Source organism: Pseudomonas sp. W17 (genome assembly GCF_040268305.1).
Classification (GTDB): Bacteria; Pseudomonadota; Gammaproteobacteria; order Pseudomonadales; family Pseudomonadaceae; genus Aquipseudomonas; species Aquipseudomonas protegens.
This window is the reverse complement of the sequence record NZ_CP158490.1, coordinates 5,629,995-5,654,002: the sequence shown is the minus strand read 5'-3', so window position 1 is coordinate 5,654,002 and position 24,008 is coordinate 5,629,995. Positions and strand designations below refer to the sequence as shown.

23 protein-coding genes are annotated in these 24,008 nt (G+C 63.0%); 10 read left to right on the top strand and 13 right to left on the bottom strand.

Annotation, left to right across the window (positions count from 1 at the left end; all coding sequences use genetic code 11):
- Positions 1-48 precede the first annotated feature (48 nt).
- Together ABCR88_RS25845 and ABCR88_RS25840 are read left to right on the top strand one after the other, a co-directional pair.
- The gene (locus tag ABCR88_RS25845) at positions 49-1,686 is read left to right on the top strand and encodes a 5-guanidino-2-oxopentanoate decarboxylase (protein ID WP_350023153.1); all 1,638 of its coding nucleotides are present in this window, start codon (positions 49-51) and stop codon (positions 1,684-1,686) included.
- Positions 1,683-3,131, top strand: coding sequence for an aldehyde dehydrogenase family protein (locus ABCR88_RS25840; RefSeq protein ID WP_350403669.1), 1,449 nt, complete (start codon positions 1,683-1,685; stop codon positions 3,129-3,131). The genes ABCR88_RS25845 and ABCR88_RS25840 overlap by 4 nt, the downstream gene beginning before the upstream one ends.
- A gap of 7 nt (positions 3,132-3,138) precedes the next feature.
- On the opposite strand, the gene ABCR88_RS25835 is transcribed toward ABCR88_RS25840, so the two are convergent.
- On the bottom strand, positions 3,139-4,068 hold the full coding sequence (locus tag ABCR88_RS25835) for an AraC family transcriptional regulator (RefSeq protein WP_015636791.1): 930 nt from the start codon (positions 4,066-4,068) through the stop codon (positions 3,139-3,141).
- A 330-nt stretch (positions 4,069-4,398) separates the two neighbouring features.
- Between ABCR88_RS25835 and ABCR88_RS25830 the strand changes: the two genes are divergently transcribed.
- Both ABCR88_RS25830 and ABCR88_RS25825 read left to right on the top strand, forming a co-directional pair.
- Positions 4,399-4,764: an antibiotic biosynthesis monooxygenase family protein gene (locus ABCR88_RS25830; protein WP_011063063.1), complete on the top strand. Its 366-nt coding sequence runs from the start codon at positions 4,399-4,401 to the stop codon at positions 4,762-4,764.
- Positions 4,765-4,773: 9 nt separating this feature from the next.
- Positions 4,774-5,046 carry a hypothetical protein gene (locus ABCR88_RS25825; protein ID WP_041119660.1) on the top strand — a complete coding sequence of 91 codons (273 nt, stop codon included), beginning with the start codon at positions 4,774-4,776 and terminating at the stop codon, positions 5,044-5,046.
- 9 nt (positions 5,047-5,055) lie between these two features.
- On the opposite strand, the gene ABCR88_RS25820 is transcribed toward ABCR88_RS25825, so the two are convergent.
- Complete coding sequence (locus ABCR88_RS25820; RefSeq protein WP_011063061.1) at positions 5,056-5,685, bottom strand: flavin reductase family protein; 630 nt, start codon at positions 5,683-5,685, stop codon at positions 5,056-5,058.
- Positions 5,686-5,849: 164 nt separating this feature from the next.
- Positions 5,850-6,224, bottom strand: a complete 375-nt coding sequence (locus ABCR88_RS25815; RefSeq protein ID WP_065365291.1) for a heme utilization protein — start codon at positions 6,222-6,224, stop codon at positions 5,850-5,852.
- Positions 6,225-6,600: 376 nt separating this feature from the next.
- On the opposite strand from ABCR88_RS25815, the gene ABCR88_RS25810 reads away from it, so the two are divergent.
- Positions 6,601-7,356 carry a hypothetical protein gene (locus ABCR88_RS25810; protein WP_053153489.1) on the top strand — a complete coding sequence of 252 codons (756 nt, stop codon included), beginning with the start codon at positions 6,601-6,603 and terminating at the stop codon, positions 7,354-7,356.
- 93 nt (positions 7,357-7,449) lie between these two features.
- Here the strand turns inward: ABCR88_RS25810 and ABCR88_RS25805 are convergent, their stop codons facing one another.
- The 4 genes from ABCR88_RS25805 to ABCR88_RS25790 all read right to left on the bottom strand — a co-directional run bounded on the left by ABCR88_RS25805 (position 7,450) and on the right by ABCR88_RS25790 (position 13,804).
- Positions 7,450-8,772, bottom strand: coding sequence for an MFS transporter (locus tag ABCR88_RS25805; protein ID WP_011063058.1), 1,323 nt, complete (start codon positions 8,770-8,772; stop codon positions 7,450-7,452).
- Between the two features lie 260 nt (positions 8,773-9,032).
- Complete coding sequence (locus ABCR88_RS25800; protein WP_011063057.1) at positions 9,033-10,367, bottom strand: sigma-54 dependent transcriptional regulator; 1,335 nt, start codon at positions 10,365-10,367, stop codon at positions 9,033-9,035.
- Entirely contained in the window at positions 10,361-12,127 is a 1,767-nt protein-coding gene (locus tag ABCR88_RS25795) for an ATP-binding protein (protein WP_011063056.1), read from the bottom strand. Before ABCR88_RS25795 ends, ABCR88_RS25800 begins: the two co-directional genes overlap by 7 nt.
- Before the next feature lie 153 nt (positions 12,128-12,280).
- Positions 12,281-13,804 carry a fumarate hydratase gene (locus ABCR88_RS25790; protein ID WP_011063055.1) on the bottom strand — a complete coding sequence of 508 codons (1,524 nt, stop codon included), beginning with the start codon at positions 13,802-13,804 and terminating at the stop codon, positions 12,281-12,283.
- A gap of 337 nt (positions 13,805-14,141) precedes the next feature.
- Here ABCR88_RS25790 and ABCR88_RS25785 point away from each other — a divergent pair, with 337 nt between their 5' ends.
- The 3 genes from ABCR88_RS25785 to ABCR88_RS25775 are packed head-to-tail and all read left to right on the top strand — an operon-like array spanning position 14,142 to position 16,957.
- Positions 14,142-15,248 (top strand): diguanylate cyclase, encoded by a 1,107-nt coding sequence (locus ABCR88_RS25785; protein WP_041752521.1) that lies wholly within the window; start codon positions 14,142-14,144, stop codon positions 15,246-15,248.
- Entirely contained in the window at positions 15,241-16,179 is a 939-nt protein-coding gene (locus ABCR88_RS25780) for an iron-sulfur-binding ferredoxin reductase (protein WP_041119657.1), read from the top strand. Before ABCR88_RS25785 ends, ABCR88_RS25780 begins: the two co-directional genes overlap by 8 nt.
- Positions 16,180-16,207: 28 nt before the next feature.
- Positions 16,208-16,957, top strand: a complete 750-nt coding sequence (locus tag ABCR88_RS25775) for an enoyl-CoA hydratase-related protein (RefSeq protein ID WP_019094621.1) — start codon at positions 16,208-16,210, stop codon at positions 16,955-16,957.
- A gap of 83 nt (positions 16,958-17,040) precedes the next feature.
- Here the strand turns inward: ABCR88_RS25775 and pyk are convergent, their stop codons facing one another.
- Complete coding sequence (pyk, locus tag ABCR88_RS25770; protein ID WP_011063051.1) at positions 17,041-18,492, bottom strand: pyruvate kinase; 1,452 nt, start codon at positions 18,490-18,492, stop codon at positions 17,041-17,043.
- A 157-nt stretch (positions 18,493-18,649) separates the two neighbouring features.
- Between pyk and ABCR88_RS25765 the strand changes: the two genes are divergently transcribed.
- A complete protein-coding gene (locus tag ABCR88_RS25765) occupies positions 18,650-19,024 on the top strand; it encodes a hypothetical protein (protein WP_011063050.1) in 375 nt (124 codons plus the stop codon).
- A gap of 219 nt (positions 19,025-19,243) precedes the next feature.
- Complete coding sequence (locus tag ABCR88_RS25760) at positions 19,244-19,603, top strand: PilZ domain-containing protein (protein WP_232641835.1); 360 nt, start codon at positions 19,244-19,246, stop codon at positions 19,601-19,603.
- Positions 19,604-19,618: 15 nt separating this feature from the next.
- On the opposite strand, the gene ABCR88_RS25755 is transcribed toward ABCR88_RS25760, so the two are convergent.
- The 5 genes from ABCR88_RS25755 to ABCR88_RS25735 all read right to left on the bottom strand — a co-directional run bounded on the left by ABCR88_RS25755 (position 19,619) and on the right by ABCR88_RS25735 (position 23,990).
- On the bottom strand, positions 19,619-20,950 hold the full coding sequence (locus tag ABCR88_RS25755) for a DUF58 domain-containing protein (RefSeq protein ID WP_011063048.1): 1,332 nt from the start codon (positions 20,948-20,950) through the stop codon (positions 19,619-19,621).
- Positions 20,951-20,963: 13 nt separating this feature from the next.
- The gene (locus tag ABCR88_RS25750) at positions 20,964-21,983 is read right to left on the bottom strand and encodes a MoxR family ATPase (protein ID WP_350403668.1); all 1,020 of its coding nucleotides are present in this window, start codon (positions 21,981-21,983) and stop codon (positions 20,964-20,966) included.
- 337 nt (positions 21,984-22,320) lie between these two features.
- On the bottom strand, positions 22,321-22,647 hold the full coding sequence (locus tag ABCR88_RS25745) for a hypothetical protein (protein WP_350403667.1): 327 nt from the start codon (positions 22,645-22,647) through the stop codon (positions 22,321-22,323).
- Positions 22,644-23,291: a hypothetical protein gene (locus tag ABCR88_RS25740; protein WP_350403666.1), complete on the bottom strand. Its 648-nt coding sequence runs from the start codon at positions 23,289-23,291 to the stop codon at positions 22,644-22,646. Before ABCR88_RS25740 ends, ABCR88_RS25745 begins: the two co-directional genes overlap by 4 nt.
- A gap of 3 nt (positions 23,292-23,294) precedes the next feature.
- Positions 23,295-23,990 carry a hypothetical protein gene (locus tag ABCR88_RS25735; protein ID WP_350403665.1) on the bottom strand — a complete coding sequence of 232 codons (696 nt, stop codon included), beginning with the start codon at positions 23,988-23,990 and terminating at the stop codon, positions 23,295-23,297.
- Positions 23,991-24,008 lie beyond the last annotated feature (18 nt).

The window sequence follows — 24,008 nt, the reverse complement described above, 5'->3', positions numbered from 1 at the left end:
CAGCCTGTGGCCGACGTGCGGTTTTCCTCCAATAAGAAGGGCGATGAGATGGCGACGTGCGGTGAAGTACTGGTCAAGCTACTGGAAGGTTATGGCGTCGAGCAGGTGTTCGGCATTCCCGGGGTACACACCGTGGAGCTGTATCGCGGCCTGGCCCGTTCGCCCATCCATCATGTGACTCCGCGCCACGAGCAAGGCGCCGGCTTCATGGCCGACGGCTACGCCCGAACCAGCGGCAAACCTGGTGTGTGTTTCATCATCACCGGCCCCGGCATGACCAACATCACCACCGCCATGGGCCAGGCCTACGCCGATTCGATTCCCATGCTGGTGATCTCCAGCGTGCAGGCCCGCAGCCAGTTGGGGGGCGGGCGCGGCAAGCTCCACGAGCTGCCCAACCAGAGTGCGCTGGTCAGTGGCGTGGCGGCGTTTTCCCACACCCTGATGTGTGCCGACGAGTTGCCAGCGGTGCTGGCCCGGGCCTTTGCCCTGTTCCAGGCCGGGCGCCCACGCCCCGTGCATATCGAGATTCCCCTCGATGTGCTGGTCCAGGACGCCGACCACGTGTTGACCAGCGAGCCGGTGCAGATCGCCCGCGCCGGCGCCGCCCCGGCCGCTGTCGCGCAGATGAGCCAACTGCTGGCCAGTGCCAAGCGGCCGCTGATTCTCGCGGGCGGGGGCGCCATCGATGCCGCCCCGGCCCTGACCCGCCTGGCCGAGCTGTTGCAAGCGCCGGTGGCCCTGACCATCAATGCCAAGGGCATGCTGCCTTCGGCGCATCCGTTGCTGATCGGTTCCACCCAGTCCATGGTGGCGACCCGGGCCCTGGTGGCAGAGGCCGATGTGGTCTTGGCCATTGGCACCGAGCTGGCGGAAACCGATTACGACGTGACCTTCGCCGGTGGTTTCGAGATTCCCGCTACCCTGCTGCGTATCGATATCGATGCCGACCAGACCGTGCGCAACTATCCGCCGAAAGTGGCACTGGTGGCCGACGCCCGGATCGCTGCCGAAGCGCTGCTGGCGCAACTTGCCGGGCTGGAATTGGCAGCGCGTCGCAGCGACTGGGGCCAGGTCCGCGCCGCCACCTTGCGCAGTGAGCTGAGCCAGCTCTGGGACGGCCCGACCCAGGCCCAGACCCTGTTTCTGCAGACCGTGGTCCAGGAACTGCCGGAGATTGTCCTGGTGGGCGATTCCACCCAGCCGGTGTACAGCGGCAACCTGACCTTCAACCCCGAGCAGCCACGACGCTGGTTCAACTCCTCCACCGGCTACGGCACCCTGGGTTATGCCTTGCCGGCGGCCATTGGCGCCTGGCTCGGCGGCGGTTCGCACGCCAGCCAGCGACGGCCGGTGGCCTGCCTGATCGGCGATGGCGGCTTGCAGTTCACCCTTTCGGAACTGGCCTGCGCGGTGGAGGCTCGCACCCCGATCATCGTCCTGCTGTGGAATAACCAGGGCTACGAAGAGATCAAGAAATACATGGTCAACCGCGCCATCGAGCCGGTGGGCGTCGACATCTACACCCCGGATTTCATTGCCGTGGCCAAGGGCCTGGGCTGCGCCGCCGAGCGCATCGACAGCGTCGAGCAACTGCGCGCGGCGCTGCGCTCGGCGGCGGATCGCCAGGGCCCGACCCTGATAGAGGTCGATCAGAACCGCTGGACCCAAGGAGTACAGGCATGAGCGCGCAACCCCTGTTGAACGGGCTGTACATCGACGGCCAATGGTTGGCGGGCAGCGAGCATCTGCAGGTGATCAACCCCAGCACCGAGGGCGTACTGGCCCAGGTTGCCGGTGGCGGTCCCGAGGCCGTGGAGCAGGCGCTGTGCGCTGCCAGCGCCGGCCTTGCGCGTTGGTCGCACAGCAGCGGGGCTGAACGTGCCGCGGTCCTGCGACGGATTGCGGCCGGGGTGGCCGAACGCCGGGAGCAACTGATGCACCTGCAGTCGAGCAACAACGGCAAGCCGCAATTCGAGGCCGCCATGGATGTGGACGATGTGATTGCCACCTTCGAGTACTACGCCGGGCTGGCTGAAGGCCTGGATGCCGCTCAGGACGCCAACGTGGCACTGCCCAGCGAGGCCTTCAGTGCCCGCCTGCGCCGCGAGCCCTGTGGCATCGTCGGGCTGATCGTGCCGTGGAACTTCCCCATGGTCACCACCGCCTGGAAGCTCGCTCCGGCCCTGGCCGCCGGTTGCAGCGTGGTGCTCAAGCCTTCCGAAGTCACCCCTTTGCCGGAGCTGGAACTGGCGGCAATCATCGCCGGCAGCGGCTTGCCCCGGGGCGTGTTCAACCTGGTCTGCGGCACCGGCCTGGCGGTGGGCGCGCCCCTGGCAGCCGACCCGAGAGTGGCGAAAATCTCCTTCACCGGCAGCAACGCCGTGGGGGTCCAGGTGATGCAGCGCGCGGCGGAAACCGTCAAGGGCGTGAGCCTGGAACTGGGGGGCAAGTCGTCGTTGCTGGTGCTGGCGGATGCCGATCTGGATCTGGCGGTGGAACTGGCCTGTGGCGGCGGCTTCTTCAACGCCGGGCAGATGTGCTCGGCCACCAGCCGAGTGCTGGTGGCCGATGAGTTGGCCGATGAGTTCCTGTTGCGCCTCAAGGCCCGGGCCGAAGCCATTCGTGTGGCCGACCCGTTCGACCCGGAGGTGGAAATGGGCGCGCTGGTCAATCAGGCGCAATACCGGCGGGTGCAGGCCCATATCGAGGAAGGCTTGAATGTGGGGGCCAAGCTGGTCTGCGGCGGTGGCCGCCCGGCCGGCTTGCAGCAGGGGTATTTCATTCAGCCCACGGTGTTCACCGAGGTGCCGCTGGACAGTGCGCTATGGCGTGAGGAGATCTTTGGCCCGGTGCTCTGCGTGCGCAGTTTCAGCAACGAGCAGCAGGCCATTGAAATGGCCAATGACAGCGAGTTCGGCCTGGTGGCCAGCGTAGTGGGAGCGGATGCAGCGCATGCCGAGCAAGTGGCCAATGCCCTGCAGGCCGGTCTGGTGTGGATCAATGCGCCACAGGTGATCTTTCCCCAGACGGCGTGGGGCGGCTACAAGCAGAGCAGCATCGGTCGTGAACTGGGGCCCTGGGGGCTACAGGCCTTTGAGGAAATCAAGCATGTGATCCGCGCTCGTTAGGCAGGCCTCAGTTGCTCACCCGCAGGCGCGCCATATCCCGCAACGGCGGCGCGCCGAACAAGCGGCTGTACTCGCGGCTGAACTGCGACGGGCTTTCATAACCCACCCGATAGCCCGCTACCGAAGCCTCCAGCCCCTCGGCCAGCATCAGCCGCCGGGCTTCTTGCAGGCGCAACTGTTTCTGGTACTGCAGCGGGCTCATGGCGGTCATGGCCTTGAAGCGGTGGTGCAGGGTCGAGACGCTCAGGTTCACCTCCCGGGCCAGATCATCGATGCGCAACGGGTGCACGAAATTGCCGTTGAGCCACTTGATGGCCTGGTTGACCCGGTGGCCCTGGCTGTTGGCGGTGGCGATCTCATACAGGCGGTGGCCCTGGGGGCTGCGCAGCAGGCGATAGAGAATTTCCCGGCGTACCAGCGGTGCGAGCATGGCGATGTCTTTCGGGGTATCCAGCAGGCGGGTCAGGCGCAACACCGCGTCGAGCATCGCCGGGTCCAGGCGCTCCACGTACAGGCCGCGCCCGGTAGGCCGGGCGGGTACGCCGATGGGGCCGGCATCGGCAATCAATGCATTGATTTCCCCGGGGTCGATGTCCAGGCGCAGGGCCAGGATCGGCTCCTCTGGTGAAACGATCGCCACCTTGCCGCTCAGGGGGACGGAAACCGAGACCACCAGGTAATTCAAGGGGTCGTAGTTGTAGCTTTCATCGGCCAGGCGTACTTCCTTGCGGCCCTGGGCCATGATGCACAGCGCCGGCTGTGCCAGCACCGAACCGAATTGATGAGAGCTGCTGTGGCGCGAGACGAACAACGAGTCGATGGCCGTGGCGTAGCTGCCGTCCTCGGCGGTGTTGCGTGCAATGATCGCGGCCAGTTCCACGCGCTGCCGTTCCATCTCCGGGGCCAGGGGCGGTGGCGGGGTTTCCAGTGATGGCATGGGGCAGCCTCCGAGTGTTTGCAGTCGGCACAGCTTAAGTTTGTGCAAGAAGCGCGGGTAGGCGAATCCTGCGTAAAACTTGCCTGATCCTGCTGCTTGCGCGCGCGATAGGCAAGATCAGCCGATGCTCCTGAGCTTCACTTGCTTGAAACACCGTTGTCATGCTTTTGCCCAATGGCGCCGAGTCGGGGAGGGAGCAAAGGGCTTGTCGCAGGATTGGGCAAATCAACGGCAGAAATCGACTAACGCGCGCGAGGGCCTGCCCGGTATCGTTGATCCTGTCGCAGCCCGTCCCATGGCTGCCTCGACAACACCCTGGGAGGGTCGCACATGTCCACGCATATTCCCGTCAGTCACATGGCCTTTGTCCGAGCCCGGGCCGGGCGTTCCAAGGAGCTGGGTGCGCGTTTGAGCAGCCTGATCGAACCGTCCCGCCAGGCCTGTGGTTGCCTGCATTTTGCCCTGCAGCATTCGCAGTGCGATGCCGACCTGTGGCTGGTGTCCGGTTTCTGGAGCAGCCAGCAGGCGATGACCGCCTATTTCAATTCCCCGGCCATGGCGATCTTTGCCGAGCTGGTGCAGGACCTGGTGGTCAACAGCCTGGATTTTCATACCTTCAGTACCGTGTCGGCGCTGCAAGCCCATGGCGAATATCCGCAACTACAGCAGGCGCCGGTGCACAAGCTGGCCAGTTGAAGGTTTAGAATGGCCGACTTTTCATTGGCCAGGACTCGCAACATGGCACGCAAAGAGTTTGCACACTACGAAGCAGTTTCCGCTGTGGTTCCAGGGGAGGGGGGATACAGCGCCGCCATCGCCGTCAAGGCTCTCGGTGCATCAAGCGCACCACGCTTTCATAAAGTCCTGGATGAGCAGAAATTCAAGACGGCGCATGACGCCGACCAGGCTGCCGCACAACAACTCGAACAGTTGGCCGACGTCGATCAGGACGGCGAGTTGAGCTGGAAGAGCTACTGAGTCCAAGCGCTATTTGACTGCCCCCGGGCGGTGCATCCTGAACAGAGCCTCTGGCCCCAGTTGGAAGTAATCCGCCGGCCCGCCGCCGCGCAGAATCGGCTCTGCCGCGGCGGTGTCGTAGATCCCGTCCTTGAGCAGCCACTTGGCGATATGCACGGCGACCACTTCGCCGAGGATCAGCCAGCTCGGCACCAGTTCCTTGTCCGCCCGCTGCAATTGAATGATCTGGGTGACCTTGCACTCGAAGGACACCGGGCTCTCGGCTACCCGGGGCACGCTGATGACTTTCGACGCCACGGGGGTCAGGCCGGCCAGTTCGAACTCGTTTACCTCGGCCGGGACTGCGGCGCAGCTCTGGTTCATCTGCTCGGCCAGAGGTCGGGTGGCCAGGTTCCAGGCGAATTCGCCGGTCTGCTCGATATTGTTCAGGCTGTCTTTGCGCCCGACGCTGGAGAAACCGATGATCGGTGGAATGTAGTTGAAGGCGTTGAAGAAGCTGTAGGGCGCCAGGTTCAGGCGACCCTCGCGATCCTGGGAAGAGATCCAGCCGATGGGGCGCGGGCCGACGATGGCATTGAACGGGTCGTGGGGCAGGCCGTGGCCCAGGGCAGGTTGGTAAAAGTGGATATCGTCGGGCATGGCTCAAGGTTCCTGCTTGGGGCGAGTTAAGGGCGTCATAGTGCAGTGCGCAATCGCCCAATTCCAGCGTCCTGGCCCTTGAGCGTTCCACGCTGTGGGTGTTTTCCCCTGGCCAGAAACGACTAAGCCCGGCCAAGGCCGGGCTGTGGTGTCAGGTGCATCAATCAGCTGATGCTGGCGGAACCGGTGCGGTCGTAGCCATCGGCAGCGAAGGTAGCGGAACCGGTGCGGTCGTAGCCATCAGCGGCGAAGGTGGCGGAGCCGGTGCGGTCGTAGCCATCGGCGGCGAAGGTAGCGGAACCGGTGCGATCGTAGCCATCAGCGGCGAAGGTGGCGGAACCGGTGCGGTCGTAGCCATCAGCGGCGAAGGTGGCGGAACCGGTGCGATCGTAGCCATCAGCGGCGAAGGTAGCGGAACCGGTGCGGTCGTAGCCGTCGGCAGCGAAGGTGGCAGAACCGGTGCGATCGTAGCCATCAGCGGCGAAGGTGTTGGCAGCCAGTACCGAGAGGGTCAGGGCGAGGATCAGTTTGCTTTTCATGATGGTGACTCCGGGTTCGTTGAGATGAATGCGTTGGGCTTGGGATGAATCCTACTCCGGTAAAGTTGATATAAAAGCGCAAATTAATGCTTATAAATATCTGCTTTATCGATGTTTATGAGGTCAGCTCTCGCCGCCAAATACCGCGTTCAAGCCTCACTGCATAGAAGAGCCAAGTACCCACCTGGATTCATTAGCAGGCTATGCATCCAGCATTAACTGATCATTAATTGAGCAGATTGCTTGTAAGAAAATATTTCAACGATTTTTTCATCCGCGCCTTACCTGTTTTTCACCCCTTGACGTTCAGCCTCCGCGCAGGCCTGCAGTCCATAGACAGGCCGCCTTGAATGCGACCTTTGGAGCACCTTTGCGAATGAACAAGCTACCCCAGATCACCCTGGCCTTCTGGGTCATGAAAATCTGCGCGACCACCCTCGGCGAAACAGCGGGGGACCTGCTGTCGATGACCCTGAATGTGGGTTATGCCATCAGCTCGATGATTCTGATCAGTGTGTTCCTGCTGACGCTGGTCACCCAGCTGTGGTCCAAGACCTACAACCCGGTGCTGTACTGGATCGTGATCCTCTCCACCAGTACCGCCGGCACCACCATGTCGGATTTCATGGACCGCACCCTGGGCCTGGGCTATGCCAGTGGCTCGTTGATCCTGATCGGTATTCTGCTGGCGATCTTCGCGCTCTGGCGTCTGAGTGGCGACTCGCTGAACGTCAACAAGATCCAGACCTTTCGCGGCGAGATGTTCTATTGGATGGCGATCCTGTTTTCCAACACCCTGGGCACCGCCCTCGGCGACTACCTGGCGGACGATTCGGGGCTGGGCTTTGCCGGCGGGGCGCTGTTGATCGGCTCGACCATCGCCGTGGTGGTGCTGCTCAAGTACTTCACCAGGCTCTCGTCGGTACTGTTGTTCTGGGTCGCTTTCGTATTGACCCGGCCGTTCGGCGCAACCTTGGGTGACTTCCTCACCAAACCCCACGAAAAAGGCGGCCTGGATTTCGGCACCATCGGCTCGTCGGCGGTATTGGCGGGAATCCTGCTGGTGATGATCGTGGGGGCGGCCTGGGCCCAGAACCGCGATGGGCGCCAGGGCGCAGCCGAACTTTCCTGACCTGTACAGCCTCTGTAGGAGCCGGCTTGCCGGCGAAAGCTTCCCCACAGATTGCGAAAAGCGCCCGGGCCTTGCACCCGGGCGTTGTTGTTTTCAGTCAGTCTCGATCCGCGAATGCTTGCGGGTGTCTTTCATGGTCGCGTAGACCAGCAGCGAACAGGCGATGCAGGCGGTGACGTACCAGTAGTAGCCGGTTTCCATGCCGATGCTCTTGAACCACAGGGCGATGTATTCGGCGGTACCGCCGAAGATCGACACGGTCAGTGCGTACGGCAGGCCCACGCCCAGGGCGCGGATTTCCGTAGGGAACAGCTCGGCCTTGACCACCGCGTTGATCGAGGTGTAGCCGCTGACGATGATCAGCGCCGCCATGATCAGGAAGAACGCGCCCCACCAGGTCTGGATGGTGTGCAGGGTGGTGAGGATCGGCACGGTGAACAGGGTGCCGAGGATACCGAAGGCAATCAGGATCGGGCGCCGGCCAACCTTGTCCGAGAGAGCACCGATCACCGGTTGCAGGCACATGAACAGGAACAGCGTGGCGGCGGAAATGGTGGTGGAGTCGGAGATGCTCATGCCGACAGTGTTCACCAGGTATTTCTGCATGTAGGTGGTGTAGGTATAGAAGGCCAGGGTGCCGCCCATGGTCAGGCCGACCACGGTCATCAACTCCTTGGGATGACGCATCAGGGTGCGCATCAGGCTTTCCTTGGGCTTTTCCTTCTTCTTGGTGAAGGACTCGGTTTCTTCCATGCCGCGACGCAGGTACAGGGCTACCACGGCGCAGAGGGCACCGATGCCGAACGGAATCCGCCAGCCCCAGGACTGCAGTTCCTCGGTGGTCAGAATGTTCTGCAGCACGATCAGCACCGCCAGGGCGATGAGCTGGCCGGAGATCAGGGTCACGTACTGGAAGCTGGAGAAGAAGCCACGACGTTCCTTGGTCGCCATCTCGCTGAGGTAGGTGGCCGAGGTACCGTATTCACCGCCTACCGACAGGCCCTGCATCAGGCGCGCCAGCACCAGCAGGATGGGGGCGCCGACGCCGATGGTTTCGTAACCCGGGGTCAGGGCGATGATCAGCGAGCCGAAGCACATCAGCAGCACCGAGGCCATCAAGGCGGCCTTACGCCCTTTGCGGTCGGCATACAGCCCCATCAGCCAGCCACCGATCGGGCGCATCAGGAAGCCCACGGCGAAGATCGCGGCGGTGTTCAGCAGTTGGGCAGTGGTGTCGCCCTTGGGGAAGAAGACTTTGGCGAAGTACAGCGAGAAGGCGGCGTAGACGTACCAGTCGTACCACTCGACCATGTTGCCCACGGAACCGCTGAAGATCGACTTAAGGCGGCTGGCGGTGGTCTTTTCTGTGGCGGGCGCAGCCGCCGACCCGGCAGGCAGGGTATTAGAGATATCCATGAAGGACCCTTCTATTCATTGTTTTTGTGGAGTGCGCGCGAGCGCAGCCTGCTGGGGCTATAGCAGGACCTGTGCCAAGGGCGAGAAGCCCGGGCTAGAGGGGGGGAGGCGGGAGTGATGAGCGGAAATCCGCCTATCGGCACCTTGCGGGTAAGCGGGAAATTGCCGAAAGCGGCCGTGCCCCTGGGCATGTGGGCGAAGGCGTCGATGGGGGGCCGGGCTTGAGGGCTGATTCTCCGGCAAGCCGGGTCCTATAGGGGTTACTCCTCCTTGAGGAACTGTTCCCTGGTCAGTCCATGGCGCTGCATCTTTTCGTTAAGAGTCCGGCGGGGCAGTTGCAGCTCGTTGAGCACCGCCTTGATATCACCCTTGTGCCGGCTCAGGGCCGCGCGCAGGCATTGGGCCTCGAAGGCTTCCTGCTGCGCCGCCAGGGACTGGCCGGGTTCGATGGCGTCGGGTTCCGGCTCGCCCAGGCCCAGCACCTGGCGCTCGGCGGCGTTGGCCAGCTCGCGCACGTTGCCCGGCCAGTCGTGGCTGAGCAGGCGGCTCAGTTGCGCGCCGCTCAAGGGCGCGACGCTGCGCCCCAGGCGTTCCCCGGCATTCTGGGCAAAGTGCTCGTAGAGCAGTGGGATGTCCTCGCGGCGCTCGCGCAATGGTGGCAGGCGCAGTTCAGCCACGGTCAGGCGGTAGGCCAGGTCTTCACGGAAACGCCCGGCACGGGCCTCGTCCAGCAGGTCGGGCTTGGTGGCGGCGATGATCCGCAGGTCGACCTTGATGCTCTGGTTGGAACCCAGGCGTTCCAGCTTCTGCTCCTGCAACACCCGCAGCAGCTTGACCTGCTGGGCCAGGGGCATGCTTTCGATCTCGTCGAGAAACAGCGTGCCGCCGTCGGCGTATTCCAGCTTGCCGATGCGTTTGCCCTGGGCGCCGGTGAAGGCGCCGCTTTCATGGCCGAACAGCTCGGCCTCGAACAACTGCTCGGGGATCGCCGCGCAGTTCAGGGCGACGAAGGGCTTGCCGGCCCGCGGGCCGAAGTCGTGCAGGCAGCGGGCAATCAGTTCTTTGCCGCTGCCGGTCTCGCCGCGGATCAGCACGTTGACCGGCAGGGCTGCCAGTTCCAGTACCTGGCGGCGCAGGGTCTGCAAGGCCCTGGAGACCCCCAGCAAGGTGGCGTCGAGCTTGGCCCGGCTGTCGGCCTGTTGGTGCAGGCGGCGGTTTTCCAGGACCAGGCGGCGCTTGTCCAGGGCCCGGCGCAGGCTGCTGAGCAGGGTGTCGGGGCTGAAGGGTTTTTCCAGGAAGTCGTAGGCCCCGTCGCGCATGGCTTCCACCGCCATGGGCACATCGCCGTGGCCTGTGAGCAGGATGATCGGCAGGTCCGGGTCCAGGCGCTGGACCTGGGCCAGCAGTTCCAGGCCACTGATGCCGGGCATGCGCACATCACTGAGGATCACCCCGGGAAAGTTCTTCGGCAGTTGCGCCAGACAGTCCTCGGCCCGGCTGAACAGCTGGACCTCGAAGCCCGACAGGCTCAGCCACTGCTCGACGGCGGTACGGATGCTGGCTTCGTCGTCCACCACGATCACTGAGTTCAGCATTGGATATGGGCCTCCAGGTCGATGGGCAGGCTCAGGGTGAACACCGCCCCTTGCTCCTGGTTGGCCACGCTCAGGCGGCCACCCAGCTCGTGGACTATGGCATAGGACACCGCCAGCCCCAGCCCCAGGCCATCACCCACCGGTTTGGTGGTGAAGAATGGATCGAAGACGCTCAGCAAGTGTTCCTCGGCAATGCCGCCGCCGTTGTCGGCCACCCGCAGTTGCCAGAGCTGGTCTTCGGCTTCCAGACTGATCTCCAGGCGCTTGTGCGGTTTGTCCTGCATGGCGTCCAGGGCATTGCGCAGCAGGTTGATCAGCACCTGTTCCAGGCGGATGGCGTCGCCCCGGACCCAGGCTGGGCGGGTCAGTTGCAGCACCACTTCGACGTCTTCAGCACGCAGCCGGGCTTCCAGCAAGTGCAGCGACTGGTCCACCACAGCGGTCAGGTCCAGGCGTTCTCGCAGGCCACTGGGGCTCTTGCGGGCGAAGGTCTTGAGATGGCTGGTGAGGGCGGCCATGCGGGTCAGCATGTCGTCCAGTGGGCGCAGGGCTTTGTAGGCTTCGTCCACCCTGCCGTGATCCAGCAACAGCCTGAGGGTTGCCAGCTGCATGCGCTGGGTGGTCAGGGGCTGGTTGATTTCGTGGGCCAGGGCGGCGGACATCTGCCCCAGGGCCGCGAGCTTGGCCGATTGCACCAGGCCTTCCTGGGCGGTGCGCAGATCGCGGGTACGTTCCTCCACCAGTTGCTCCAGCTCCTGGCGATTGCGCTGGCGGACTTTCCCCAGGCGCCAGCGCTGGTTGAGGAACAGCAGCAGGAACACCAGGGTCAGCCAGGCACCGGCGGCGGCAAGCCCGGCATTGCGGGTTTCCTCGAAGGCATTCGGCGGTTTGCGCAGCAGGTGCAGGGTCCAGCCTTCGGCGGCCAACGGCAGGGACTCCCAGAGGTAGCTGGCGCGGCCCTCGGGGCCTTCGACCCGGGCCAGGCTGCTGTTGTCGTCAAAGCGTTGCAGCGTCTGGTGCTGCAGCGGGGTCAGGGGCTGTTTGTCGTACTGGCGGGTGAGCTTGATTTCTTCCAGGTCGTTGCTCGACAGCGGCTGCAAGTGCCGGTAGCGCCAGCCTGGCTGGTTGGCGATGAACACAATGCCCCGGGCATCGCTGACCAGCAGGGTGTCGTTGCCCTGGCTCCATTCATGTTCCAGCTCGGGGAATTCCAGCTTCACCACCATGGCCCCGAGGAAGTCCTGGTTGTCGGCCTTGACTGCGCTGGCCAGGAAATACCCCGGGATGCCGCTGGTCACGCCCACCGCGTAGAAGCGCCCGCTGCCCTGGCTGCGGGTCTGCTTGAAGTAGGGGCGAAAGCCGTAGTTGTGGCCCACGTAGCTGCTGGGCAGGCGCCAGTTGCTGGCGGCCACGGCCAGGCCCTCATGGTTCAGCAGCTCCAGAGTCGAGGAGCGGGCCGCGCCATTGATCTTTTCCAGCTTGCGGTTCAATGCGTCCTGGGTTTCGGTGGCCACCGGCCCCTGCAGCGCCGCGCGCAGTTCCGGGTCCAGGGCCAGGACCGCCGGCAGGGCGCGATAGCGTTCGATCAGGGTATGCAGCGAGTTGGCATACAGCCCCAACTGCTCATTGGCACGGGCGGCTTCCTCCACCAGCGTCTGCCGTTCTGCATGGCGCATGGCCAGGCCGGCGCTGAGCACAGTGCCAGCAAGAATCACCAGGATATAGAACGTCAAGCGGAGGGGGCGAGAGATCTGGGCCATGAGTCGGGGCAGGCTGCAATGGGGGCGGGAACGATAGCATGAGCGCCGGGGCTAACGTTGATCGCGGACAGTGTCGGGAAAGGGCGGAGCATAAAAAAAGCGGCGGGCCATTCAATGAACAGCACCGCCGCCTGGGCCGAACGGAGGAAGGGCTTACTGCACTTCTACCGCCAGGCTGTCACTGATTTTCTTCTGCCAGATGGCGGGACCTGTGATGTGCACCGACTCGCCCTTGCTGTCGACTGCGACGGTCACCGGCATGTCCTTGACCTCGAACTCGTAGATCGCTTCCATGCCCAGTTCGGCAAAGGCCAGGACCTTGGACTTCTTGATCGCCTGGGCAACCAGGTAGGCAGCACCGCCGACGGCCATCAGGTACACGGCCTTGTTGTCCTTGATCGCTTCGATCGCGGTCGGGCCGCGCTCGGACTTGCCGATCATGCCCAGCAGGCCGGTCTGCTCGAGGATCTGGCGGGTGAACTTGTCCATCCGCGTGGCGGTGGTCGGGCCAGCCGGGCCGACCACTTCGTCACCGACCGGATCGACCGGGCCGACGTAGTAGATGAAGCGACCCTTGAGGTCCACCGGCAGGGTTTCGCCCTTGTTCAGCATCTCGACCATGCGTTTGTGCGCAGCGTCGCGGCCGGTGAGCATCTTGCCGTTAAGCAGTACGGTTTCGCCCGGCTTCCAGCTTTGCACTTCTTCCGGGGTCAGGGTGTCGAGGTTGACCCGACGGGCCGACGGGCCGGCTTCCCAGACGATTTCCGGGTAGGCGTCCAGCGGTGGCGCTTCCAGGCTCGCCGGGCCGGAGCCATCCAGTACGAAGTGCGCGTGACGGGTGGCGGCGCAGTTGGGGATCATGCACACCGGCAGGGAAGCGGCGTGGGTCGGGTAGTCCATGATCTTCACGTCGAGCACGGTGGTCAGGCCACCGAGGCCCTGGGCGCCGATGCCCAGCTGGTTGACCTTCTCGAACAGCTCCAGGCGGATCTCTTCGATGCGGTTCTGCGGGCCACGGGCCTTGAGCTCGTGGATGTCGATGGATTCCATCAACACTTCCTTGGCCATCACTGCCGCTTTCTCGGCGGTGCCGCCGATACCGATGCCTAGCATGCCCGGTGGGCACCAGCCGGCGCCCATGGTCGGAACGGTCTTGAGTACCCAGTCGACGATCGAGTCGGACGGGTTGAGCATGGCCATCTTCGATTTGTTCTCGGAGCCGCCGCCCTTGGCCGCCACGTCCACTTCCACGGTGTTGCCCGGGACGATGGAGTAGTGGATCACCGCGGGGGTGTTGTCCTTGGTGTTTTTCCTGCTACCTGCCGGGTCGGCCAGGATGGAGGCGCGCAGGACGTTTTCCGGCAGGTTGTAGGCGCGACGCACGCCCTCGTTGATCATGTCGTCCAGGCTCATGGTGGCGCCGTCCCAGCGCACGTCCATGCCCACGCGCACGAATACCGTGACGATGCCGGTGTCCTGGCAGATCGGCCGGTGGCCGGTGGCACACATGCGCGAGTTGATCAGGATCTGCGCTATGGAATCACGGGCAGCCGGCGATTCTTCCCGCAGGTAGGCCTCGTGCATCGCCTGGATGAAGTCCACGGGGTGGTAGTAGGAAATGAACTGCAGGGCGTCGGCAACGCTCTGAATCAGGTCGTCTTGCTTGATCACGGTCATGAGTCGCGCTCCTCTAAAAGACGGGAACATTTAATAAGGTGCCTGCACTTGGGTGCATCGGTCGGATGCAGGCACCTTCTAAGGCACGCCGGACAGACAACTGGCGCGACGCTAAAAAGGCGCGGCAGTATACCTCGCCTGGGGGTTGGGTACACCCGCCGGCCGGGCCAACCAAAGTCGCCCATCGGATGGGCACTGTTCTTGCCTGAGTCGGCGCTGAAACCTGGCGACGGGGTTTTAAATTTGAATAGTCATTTGCCGGGCTCAGCACTAAAGTGGCAAGTGGCCTGCAGGGTAGGAAACTCTTTAAGCCTCCTTTCTCACGGTGAGTCAACGATTGACCCATAAAGCCATCCAGAGCCTGTTATTCAAGCGCTTCGCCATTGCCGCGGGCACTTACGCACTGATCCTGCTGCTGTTCTGGCTGGCCGTCGTCACGGGGCATTCCCGTGCTTCGAGCGGCAGCGCGCTGCTGGGCACTGGCCTGGTGCTGGCCAGCCAGGCGCTGCTGTGCTGGGTGTTCGTCAGCGGACGCAACCTGCAGTTCGCCGACCCCAGCCTGACCGAAGTCCAGGTGGTGCTGGGCATCGCCTGGCAGACCTGGCTGATGGCCCATCTGGATCAGGCCCGCGGGGTGTTCCTGGTGTTCTACCTGCTGCCGTTGCTGTTCGGCCTGTTTCACCTCTCCCGCCGGGCCTATCTGCGCAGCGCGGCGCTGATCTTCTTTTGCTTTGCCGCGGTCAACCTGTGGGACGGCTATCGCCTGCTCCTCGGTGATCCGCAACTGGCCGCACTGCAGGTCTGCGTGCTGCTGGTGATGCTGGTGTGGATGTGCCTGTATGCCGCCTATGTCCAGGCTTCGCGCTCACGCATGCGCCAGCGGCGCTTTGCCTTGCAGGCCCATCAGGACACGCTGCGAGGCATGATGCGACAGCTGGAGGACCTGGTAGCCACCGATGAACTGACCGGCCTGTTCAACCGCCGGCATTTCCTGCGCATTGCCAGCCGCGAGCTGCAAGCCATGGATCAGGAGCAAGTGCATGGGCTGGCGCTGATCGACCTGGACCATTTCAAGCGCATCAACGATCTCCACGGCCATGCTGCCGGCGACCAGGTACTGCAGGCCTTCGCCGCGGTGGCCACGGCTTGCCTGCGCGATGGCGACGTATTGGCCCGTTACGGTGGCGAGGAATTCGTGGTACTGCTGCCCGAGTGTGACGCCGAGCGCCTGACCTCCTGCTGCGAGCGTTTGCGCCTGGCGTTCACCGAAGTGCAACTGGTGGGCCTTAACGTACGAGACCTGAGCCTGTCGGCGGGGATGACCCTGCTGCGGGCCGGCGACGATCTGGACCATGCCCTGCAACGCGCCGATCAGGCGCTGTATCGGGCCAAGCGCGACGGTCGCAATCGTTGCTCTGCGGCCTGGGAAAACCTCGATGCCTGAATTGACCGTTGGCAGCCGGTGCTGGCCGGTGGCGCCTGGAAGCAACCTGCTCGATGCCCTGAATCAGGCTGGCGTGACGGTGCCCTACAGTTGCCGCGCCGGTAGTTGCCATGCCTGCCTGGTGCATTGTGTCCAGGGCTTGCCCAGCGATAGCCGGCCGGATGCGTTGAGCGACGAACAGCGCCGGCTCGGCTGGCGCCTGGCTTGCCAGTGCCAGGTGGTGGAGGACCTGCACGTCGAGACCTTCGACCCTGTGCGTGATGGCCTGCCTGCGACGGTGATCGGTCTGGACTGGTTGTCGAGCTCGGTCCTGCGCCTGCGCCTGCAACCGCAGCGGCCCTTGCGTTACCGCGCCGGCCAGCATCTGGTGCTGTGGGCCGCCGGCCAGATCGCCCGGCCTTATTCCCTGGCCAGCCTGCCGGAAGACGACCGCTTTCTTGAGTTCCACCTGGATTGCCGGCATCCGGGCCAGTTCAGCGATGCGGCGCGCCAGTTGCAATTGGGCGATCCGATTCGCCTGGGGGAGTTGCGGGGCGGCGCCTTGCACTACGATCCGGACTGGCAGCAGCGCCCACTCTGGCTACTGGCCGCGGGAACCGGCCTGGCGCCGCTGTTCGGCATACTGCGCGAGGCCCTGCGCCAGGATCACCAGGGCCCCATCCGCATCATTCACCTGGCCCATGACAGCAGTGAGCATTACCTGGCCAAACCCCTGGCGGCCCTGGCGGCGAACCGGGCCCAGCTGTCCGTCGAACTATGGACCGGGGCCGAGCTGACAGCCGCTTTGGCGCAACTGCGGCTTGTTTCCCGGCAAACCCAGGCCTTACTCTGCGGTCACCCTGACAGTGTCGAAGCCTTCGCCCGGCGCCTGTACCTGGCGGGGCTGCCGCGCAATCAACTGCTGGCCGATGTGTTCCTGCCCCGTGGTTGAGCGCTGATTCTTCCAGAGCGAGATCCCCATGACCGATGCCATCGAGTTGCAACGTGAGGGCGGGCTGCTGACCCTGCGCCTGAACCGTCCCGACAAGAAAAACGCCCTGACCCGCGCCATGTACGCTCGCCTGGCCGACGCCCTGAGCGAGGCCGATGGCGATCCCGAGATCAACGCCGTGATGATCTGCGGCAGCAGCGAATGCTTTACCGCCGGCAATGACATCGCTGACTTCCTCCAGCAACCGCCCAGGGACCTCGACAGCCCGGTGTTTCGCTTCATGCGCAGCCTTGTGCAATGCCGCAAGCCGGTGGTGGCCGCAGTGGCCGGCGCGGCAGTAGGCATCGGCACCACGATGCTGCTGCATTGCGATCTGGTCTATGTCAGTCGCGATGCACGGCTGCGCATGCCGTTCGTCAACCTGGGGCTGTGCCCGGAATTTGGTTCGAGCCTGATCCTGCCGCGCTTGCTGGGGCAGGCCAAGGCGGCGGAGTTGCTGTTGCTGGGCGAAGGCTTCAGTGGCGAACAGGCCGCCGCCTGGGGGATTGCCAGCGCCGCCCTGGGGGATGGTGTGGCCACCTTGGCCAAGGCCCGGGAGGCGGCCTTGCGTTTCAGCCAGTTGGCGCCCGAAGCGGTGCAGGTGAGCAAGCGCCTGATGAAGGCGCCGGACCGCGAGCAACTGCGCCAGGTCATTGAGCAAGAGGGCGTGGAATTCACCCGGCGCCTGCAGTCCCCTGAAGCTATCGCCGCGTTGTCCGGGTTTCTCAGCAAGGGCTGAAGCCGTAGACAGCGGTTTTACGCGGGCATGAAAAAGCCCCGGTGTTTTCGGCACCGGGGCTTTTTGTTCAGCAAGGCGAAGACTCAGACCATCGGGTCGCCCACGTGCAGGATCTTCATGCCGTTGGTGCCACCGGTGGTGTGGTAGCTGTCGCCCTTGGTGAGAATCACCCAGTCGCCTTTCTCTACGACACCGCGCTTGAGCAGCTCATCGATCGCTGCCTGGCTGACCTGCTCGGGCGGCAGGGAAGCCGGGTCGAACGGGATGGTATAGACGCCACGGAACATGGCTGCGCGAGCCTGGGTTTCACGGTGCGGGGAGTAGGCGTAGATCGGCACCGAGGAGCGAATGCGCGACATGATCAGCGGGGTGTAGCCACTTTCGGTCAGGGCGATGATCGCCTTCACGCCCGGGAAGTGGTTGGCGGTGTACATGGCAGCCAGGGCGATGCTCTGGTCGCAGCTTTCGAACACCTTGCCCATGCGGTGGCTGGAGGTCTTGCTGGTGGGGTGCTTTTCCGCACCGACGCAGATCCGCGCCATGGCCTGCACCGCTTCCAGCGGGTAGGCACCGGCGGCGCTTTCCGCCGAGAGCATTACCGCATCGGTGTAGTCGAGCACGGCGTTGGCCACGTCGGACACTTCGGCGCGGGTCGGCATCGGGTTCTGGATCATCGACTCCATCATCTGGGTCGCAACGATTACCGCCTTGTTGTGGCGACGGGCGTGCAGAATGATTTTCTTCTGGATACCCACCAGCTCGGCGTCGCCGATTTCCACGCCCAGGTCGCCACGGGCAACCATGACCGCGTCGCTGGCCTTGATCAGGCCGTCGAGGGTTTCGTCGTCGGCCACCGCTTCGGCGCGTTCGATCTTCGCTACCAGCCAGGCAGTACCACCGGCTTCGTCACGCAGCTTGCGCGCGTATTCCATGTCGGCGGCGTCCCGTGGGAAGGACACGGCCAGGTAATCGACTTCCATCTCGGCCGCGAGCTTGATGTCGGCCTTGTCTTTCTCGGTCAGGGCCGGAGCGGTCAGGCCACCACCACGACGGTTGATGCCCTTGTGGTCGGACAGCGGGCCGCCGATGGTCACCACGCAATGCAATTCGGTGGCGGTGGCGGTTTCCACACGCATCACCACGCGGCCGTCGTCCAGCAGCAGCTCGTCGCCCACGCCGCAGTCCTTGACCAGATCCGGGTAGTCGATGCCGACGATATCCTGGGTGCCTTCGGTCAGCGGATGGCTGGTGGAGAAGGTGAACTTGTCACCGATCTTCAGCTCGATGCGCTTGTTGGCGAATTTGGCGATGCGGATCTTCGGGCCCTGCAGGTCGCCGAGGATGGCCACGAAGCGGCCGTGCTTGGCTGCCAGGTCGCGGACCAGTTTGGCGCGAGCCTTGTGCTCGTCCGGAGTGCCGTGGGAGAAGTTCAGGCGGGCAACATCCAGGCCCGCGAGAATCAGCTGTTCGAGAACTTCCGGCGAGTTACTGGCCGGGCCAAGGGTGGCAACGATTTTGGTACGACGAACGGACATGCACGGACTCCTGAGTTCAAGCGCAACGAGAGGCTACTATGCTCCGAAGTTGTAGTCATTGTTCGTTTGCACTACTTATTGCTTTGTTTGTTTACCGCAACAACCTTGAAGATTTTTGCCGATGAGTCGATACACTGCACAAGACAGGAGATACCCCATGCGATTCGTACTCATTGCTGCCCTGGCCGTCAGTGTTGTCGGCTGTACCCGCTGGTCCATGGACCATCATTTGAATAACGCCTACCGCGCTTATGACCGCGGCAACTGCGAGAGCGTGATGCTCGAGTTGAGCCAGGTCGACCGTGACAGCCGTGCCCGTCGCTACATCCAGCCGGAAGTGTCGATGCTGCGCGGGCAATGCCTGGAGCGCCAGAAGTTGTTCGTCGATGCCGCGCAGACCTACCAGTTCATCATTACCCAGTACCCCACCAGCGAGTACGCGTTTCGCGCCCGGGCTCGCCTGGATACCCTGCAACAGTTGGGGCACTACCCGGCAAATGGCGCCGCTCAAGTTCGTCGCACGGCGTTGTAAAAGAGATTCACTAGGGGGCTGTGTAATTGCCCCTCGTGCTTGAGCTAACATCTGCACAGGCTGTTCGAAAACTGCCCCGGCCCGGCTGGTGGCAGTGGCGTTGGAATCCTTCTGGCAGTCTTCCTCGCGCATCGAATCCGGGAGGGCGGGCCGATATCAGGGCCTGTTCAGAAGCACTAGTGCGGTCATGCTTAATGACCTTTCATAGCGATACCCAGCATGTTCATGGAACCTCGGATCGAGCGGCACCAATTGCCGTCCTTTTTAAAAGTATTCAATCGTTTCACTGACAAGCCGGTGGGTTTCCTTGGCAACCTGTCGGCCGACGGGCTGATGCTGATCAGCCAGTTGCCGATGCTGATCGGTGCCGAATTCGACTTGCGGGTGAAAGTCCCCGGCGGTGACGGCCAGGTGCAGTTCATCGACTTCAGTGCCTGCTGCCTCTGGTGTCATGAGGACCTGACGCCGCACCACTACGACAGCGGTTTCAGCCTGTTGCGGGCCGGTTCGGAGTTTGTCGAGCTGGAGCAGGCGTTGCGTCATTACTTCAGCTTTCACCCGTTGCAGACCTCGGCCTGAGGCGCTCGGCAGCAGCTACAGGCTGCCGGCTTTCTTCCAGCTCAGATAGCGGCTGACCAGTTCGGCCCCCAGTTCTCCCGGGCGGGCGTCGAGCAGGGCGACGCCGTGGGCGCTCAGGCGTTCGTGCAGCTCGGCGCGGCTGTTCAGGTAGTTCACCGTCGCGCTGTAGGCCAGGGCTTCGGGCAGGGTTTGCACCGGGCTCTGGCGCAACTGGTCGAGCACCTCTTCGCGCAGGCTGGCCACCAGCACCCGATGCTGGCGGCCGATGCGCTTGACCGCCGTCAGCAGTTCCTGGTCATCCTCGTCCCGCAGGTTGGTAATCAGCACCACCAGTGCCCGGCGTTTCTGCCGGGCCAGCAGCTCGCTGGCGGCGGCCTGGTAATCGGCGGGGCGCTGGCTGGTGTCCAGGTCGTAGACGCCATTGAGCAGCACGCTCAACTGGGCCGAGCCCTTGACCGGTGCAAGGTAGCGCGAGCGTTCCCCGGCAAAGCTGTACAGGCCCACCGCATCGCCCTGGCGCAGGGCGACATAGCTCAGCAGCAGGCAGGCATTGAGGGCGTGGTCGAAGTGCGCCAGCTCGCCATCCTGGCTGCGCATGCGGCGCCCGCAGTCGAGCATGAAGATGATCTGCTGGTCGCGTTCGTCCTGGTACTCCCGGACGATGGGCGCGCGTTGGCGGGCCGTGGCCTTCCAATCGATCTGCCGCAGGCTGTCGCCTTCGCGAAACTCCCGCAGTTGGTTGAACTCCAGGCCCAGGCCGCGGCGTTGCCGTTGGCGCACACCGAGTTGGCTGAGCCAGTTGTCCACCGCCAGCAATTGCGCGCCGTAGAGCCGGGCGAAGTCCGGGTAGACCCGGGTGCTGTCGTGCACCTTGAGCAGGCGCCTGGCGCTCCATAATCCGAGAGGGCTGGGCAGGCTGACTTCGCACTGGTCGAAATTGAAGTGGCCGCGCTGCAGTGGGCGCACGTTATAGCCGATCCGGCTGACCTGCCCCGGCTCCAAGCGCGTGGACTGCGGCAGGTGCTCGAAGCCCAGGCCCTGGGGCGGGTGGTCGAACAGCTGCACATCCAGTGGTTGCCGGTAGTCGTGTAGGATCTCCAGTTGCACTTCGCTCCAGCGGCCCAGGGGCAGGCTGCCGGGTAGCTGGCGCTGGATCTGCGGCGAGGCCACGCGCAGCAGGCGCAGGGCGTCCAGCAATGCCAGCAGCAACAACGCCAGCAGCAGGCCCCAGGCAATCGAGTCCAGGCGCGGCAGGGCCTCGCTGCCCAGGGCGCGGGCGGCGCCGAGCAGGGTGTACAGGCCGGTCAAAGTACCCAGCCAGATCAACAGCAGACGGGTCGGCTTCATTGGCGTGGGCGGCTCACAGGCGCGGTGCCGGAATCTGTTCGAGCATCTGCTTGAGCACCTGTTCCACCGACAGGCCTTCGATGTCCAGTTCCGGGGCGACCCGCACTCGATGCCGCAGCACGGCCATGGCGCAGCCCTTGATGTCATCGGGAATCACGAATTCGCCGCCACGCAGCAGGGCTCGGGCACGAGCGCCGCGCACCAGGGCAATGGAGGCGCGGGGGCCGGCGCCCAGGGTCAGGCCTGGCCAACTGCGGGTGGCCCGGGCCAGGCGCACGGCATAATCGAGCACCTGCTCGTCCAGGGGTAGTTCGCTGGCGATGCGCTGCAGGGCCAGTACGTCCTTGGCCTGGAGTACGGTGCGCAGAGGCTGTACGTCGAGCATGTCGGCGCGTGTCGAGCGTGTCACCTGGCGGACCATGGTCAGTTCTTGTTCGGCATCCGGGTAGTCCATGCGCAGCTTGAGCATGAAGCGATCCAGCTCAGCCTCCGGCAGCGGGTAGGTGCCTTCCTGTTCGATGGGGTTCTGGGTAGCCAGTACCATGAACGGCTGGGCGATGGGCAGCGCTCGGCCTTCGAGGGTGACCTGACGTTCCTGCATGGCTTCCAGCAGGGCGGCCTGGGTCTTGGCCGGCGCGCGGTTGATCTCGTCCGCCAGCAGCAGGTTGGTGAACAGCGGGCCCTTGCGCAGCTTGAATTGCTCGGTCTGCAGGTCGTATACCGCATGCCCGGTGACGTCGCTGGGCATCAGGTCGGGGGTGAACTGGATGCGCGCGAACTCGCCGCCAAAGCAGCGGGCCAGGGCTCGTACCAGCAGGGTCTTGCCGAGCCCGGGGACGCCTTCGAGCAGCACATGGCCGCCAGCGATCAGGGCGGTCAGCACATCATCGATGACCGCTTCCTGGCCGATCACCGCCTTCTGCAGTTCCTGGCGCACCGCCTGAGCCAGCTGGCTGGCCCGCTGGCGCTGCTGGGCAGCATGGACCTGAGGTTCCGGAGCCTTACTAACTGTTAGCTGCGTTTTATCTTCCATAAATCAAGCGCTTACCTAATCTAATTTTTTCGGGCTTTTTACGTACAGAACGGGTGACTGCCGGCCTGCACAATTGCAATCCCATAATGATCGCCATCATTTTGAGTACTCGCCAGAAGTGGAGGTCAGGTCATGACGGTCAGCTTCCATTTGGGGGAATGCATAAGGGGTTATGTTTGTCCGTTCGTGATCGTATGGCCATATTTATTGCGTGTTGTGTTATTGCACTGAACTGAGCCTAATTTCGTAGATATCTTTGAACCACCTCTCGGTACGGACAGCCACCGGCCAATAGTGGGCGCTAGAGACGGAAAATAAATCTATCCTTTTTTCGCTGCTATGGGCGTTCAGCGTCTTTGCCGACCACTAAGCCATCAGGGAAGAACTTCTGAGCTTTCTGTTGGCCAATGGCATCAATCTCAACTGCCTCTTCATAGGTTAGGAGCGAAAGATCGAGCGGTAGATCTAAGATATCTGTGTTGATCGCAGTCCGGAGCAAGTCTGCTTGCGCGTCGTCAACACACAAGATCATGAGGTCTATGTCGTTAGGCGCTAAGGCACCATGGGCAATTGAGCCAAACAAATACCATTCGCTTCCCGTACATGGCGAGCCAATCCCGGAAGCGATGTCGATAAGCGCCTCGACAGCATCCCTGGGATTCAATGGCGCAGGCGACTCATCATTTCACCAAACGTCAGCGCCTGCGCACCGAAAGTTGCAGCTGCTTGCTCCGCTGCAGTGGTGACGGATCCATGCCCATTTACCTTTACCGCGATGTCGAATTCTCCATAGCGTGCTCGCGCGTTACGAACATCCTCTGCACTTATGTGGTAAGCGTTGACCATCGCGATCGTAAGTGGATCCCCCCTATGCCGCTCGACTCTAAATACTTTGTCATAGGTCATTGTGACCCCTGATACGTTCGTATGGTCACGAATCGCCGTATGGAAGAAGTCTGTCTCTCGTTCACGATAGGAGCCCGGGAACTCCAGGTGCGCTGCCCTCGCAAGATCTCCTAATGAGCCAAAAGCTGCATCCGATCTATGGATCAGGTGAATCGCATCGCCCCGCCATGGTGTTGTGGTAGGGATATTGACAATGAATGCTGGCGGCGGGCTGCTGGCAAAAAGTGGCTGCACATGTGTTGCGGTAATTTCTGTTCTGACTCCAATCACTCCAGCCAGTACAGTGCCGTATTGATCCCTCGTCGCTCGGACAACGATAAGGTCTGCAGCAGGGCGGTCTAGTAACACAAGATCGGTGCCTTCGCTGATCTTGTTGATGACCCACTCTATTGGGCTAGCCATTTGTTACTCCTCCATGATCGCGGCGAAGCCTTCAGGAAAACGAGTGCCATCTTGCCGAATCCGTTGGAGGTGGAAAACCTGTAGGTCGTCCACATGCTGGCGAAAAAGCTCTAAGGCTGTCCGTTCGAGTGGTTTTGCGAGGTGGCGATTGGCGTCAAGAATAGCCAGTATTTTCTGGTTATTAGGGATGATTCTAGAGAGCATTTTACGCTCCCACTGCTCAGCAATCCCGCTTTCAGGATTCCAAGCAGTTTCAACGTGAGGGCCATACTGATTGAAAATTGTGTGGTTCTCAGTAAGCAAGGGCTCAATCAGTTTGCGGACTTCAGCTCGACTATCGAGCCGTATGATGCCGAACACGTGCTCAAGTTTACGGGCGTGCTCGCGCTTCCACTCGTGCATCATCGTGTCAGGGAAAGCCTCAGGCGCCTTATCTACCCGTGTATGGCAGTTGGCGCATAGTACGATCAGATTGTCGAATGAGCCACGCGCTTCTTCTGTCATAGCAGAATCGCCGCGAGGGCCGTTATCACTGGCGGCGTATACGTGAGCCATTTCGGCGATGTGGATAGATTTTCCGCGCTCATCCGAGAACAACGGATTGGAGCAGCTAGGGTTTTGGCAATAGCCTGCTGATGCGGCAAATAGTCGTTTCTGCGTGTGTGCGTCGGGTGCCGCGGCCCCCCTTGGGCATGCCATTAGATCTCTCCTTACGAT

Excerpts from the sequence above, each read along its gene's own strand:
- ABCR88_RS25845 (WP_350023153.1), top strand. The coding sequence starts at position 49 with ATGGCGACGTGCGGTGAAGTACTGGTCAAGCTACTGGAAGGTTATGGC.
- ABCR88_RS25840 (WP_350403669.1), top strand. The coding sequence starts at position 1,683 with ATGAGCGCGCAACCCCTGTTGAACGGGCTGTACATCGACGGCCAATGG.
- ABCR88_RS25835 (WP_015636791.1), bottom strand. The coding sequence starts at position 4,068 with ATGCCATCACTGGAAACCCCGCCACCGCCCCTGGCCCCGGAGATGGAA.
- ABCR88_RS25830 (WP_011063063.1), top strand. The coding sequence starts at position 4,399 with ATGTCCACGCATATTCCCGTCAGTCACATGGCCTTTGTCCGAGCCCGG.
- ABCR88_RS25825 (WP_041119660.1), top strand. The coding sequence starts at position 4,774 with ATGGCCGACTTTTCATTGGCCAGGACTCGCAACATGGCACGCAAAGAG.
- ABCR88_RS25820 (WP_011063061.1), bottom strand. The coding sequence starts at position 5,685 with ATGCCCGACGATATCCACTTTTACCAACCTGCCCTGGGCCACGGCCTG.
- ABCR88_RS25815 (WP_065365291.1), bottom strand. The coding sequence starts at position 6,224 with ATGAAAAGCAAACTGATCCTCGCCCTGACCCTCTCGGTACTGGCTGCC.
- ABCR88_RS25810 (WP_053153489.1), top strand. The coding sequence starts at position 6,601 with ATGAACAAGCTACCCCAGATCACCCTGGCCTTCTGGGTCATGAAAATC.
- ABCR88_RS25805 (WP_011063058.1), bottom strand. The coding sequence starts at position 8,772 with ATGGATATCTCTAATACCCTGCCTGCCGGGTCGGCGGCTGCGCCCGCC.
- ABCR88_RS25800 (WP_011063057.1), bottom strand. The coding sequence starts at position 10,367 with ATGCTGAACTCAGTGATCGTGGTGGACGACGAAGCCAGCATCCGTACC.
- ABCR88_RS25795 (WP_011063056.1), bottom strand. The coding sequence starts at position 12,127 with ATGGCCCAGATCTCTCGCCCCCTCCGCTTGACGTTCTATATCCTGGTG.
- ABCR88_RS25790 (WP_011063055.1), bottom strand. The coding sequence starts at position 13,804 with ATGACCGTGATCAAGCAAGACGACCTGATTCAGAGCGTTGCCGACGCC.
- ABCR88_RS25780 (WP_041119657.1), top strand. The coding sequence starts at position 15,241 with ATGCCTGAATTGACCGTTGGCAGCCGGTGCTGGCCGGTGGCGCCTGGA.
- ABCR88_RS25775 (WP_019094621.1), top strand. The coding sequence starts at position 16,208 with ATGACCGATGCCATCGAGTTGCAACGTGAGGGCGGGCTGCTGACCCTG.
- pyk (WP_011063051.1), bottom strand. The coding sequence starts at position 18,492 with ATGTCCGTTCGTCGTACCAAAATCGTTGCCACCCTTGGCCCGGCCAGT.
- ABCR88_RS25765 (WP_011063050.1), top strand. The coding sequence starts at position 18,650 with ATGCGATTCGTACTCATTGCTGCCCTGGCCGTCAGTGTTGTCGGCTGT.
- ABCR88_RS25760 (WP_232641835.1), top strand. The coding sequence starts at position 19,244 with ATGTTCATGGAACCTCGGATCGAGCGGCACCAATTGCCGTCCTTTTTA.
- ABCR88_RS25755 (WP_011063048.1), bottom strand. The coding sequence starts at position 20,950 with ATGAAGCCGACCCGTCTGCTGTTGATCTGGCTGGGTACTTTGACCGGC.
- ABCR88_RS25750 (WP_350403668.1), bottom strand. The coding sequence starts at position 21,983 with ATGGAAGATAAAACGCAGCTAACAGTTAGTAAGGCTCCGGAACCTCAG.
- ABCR88_RS25740 (WP_350403666.1), bottom strand. The coding sequence starts at position 23,291 with ATGGCTAGCCCAATAGAGTGGGTCATCAACAAGATCAGCGAAGGCACC.
- ABCR88_RS25735 (WP_350403665.1), bottom strand. The coding sequence starts at position 23,990 with ATGGCATGCCCAAGGGGGGCCGCGGCACCCGACGCACACACGCAGAAA.